The sequence below is a fragment of the Photobacterium chitinilyticum genome (assembly GCF_004104355.1).
In the GTDB taxonomy this organism is placed as follows: domain Bacteria; phylum Pseudomonadota; class Gammaproteobacteria; order Enterobacterales; family Vibrionaceae; genus Photobacterium; species Photobacterium chitinilyticum.
In genome coordinates, this window is the sequence record NZ_RJLM01000244.1 from 1 (window position 1) to 394 (window position 394).

A 394-nucleotide genomic window follows, 5' to 3' on the forward strand; every position below is an offset into this window, starting at 1 on the left:
CCCAAGAGGAAGAAGACTGCGCCAGAAGCGATGAAAGCTCCAACAACCTGACCAAGGATGTAGTTTACAAGTTCTGAAGATGACAAACGTTTGTTTACAAACATAGCAATCGAAACAGCCGGGTTCAAGTGAGCACCTGAAACAGTTCCGATTGAGTAGGCTGCCACCACGATTGCTAAACCAAAAGCAAAGGCGATTCCAAGGTGACCAAGGCCATCAAGACCATTTCCAAAAACAACAGCTCCTGTCCCGACGAATACAAGCATGAACGTACCGATTAACTCAGCAACAAATTTTTTCATTTTCTTTCTCCTTTTTTCAAAAACTAGATACTAGTCTATCAAAAGTAGGAAAGGGTTTCAAGAAAATTGATTGGAAATTTTTTGAAAATCAT

Annotated in this window: 1 protein-coding gene; it reads right to left on the reverse strand. The window is 40.6% G+C overall.

The features are described 5' to 3' along the window. Window positions 1–302 (reverse strand): MIP/aquaporin family protein (locus EDI28_RS26610; RefSeq protein WP_233353538.1); only part of this gene is annotated, 302 nt, incomplete at its 3' end. Between the last annotated feature and the right edge of the window lie 92 nt (window positions 303–394).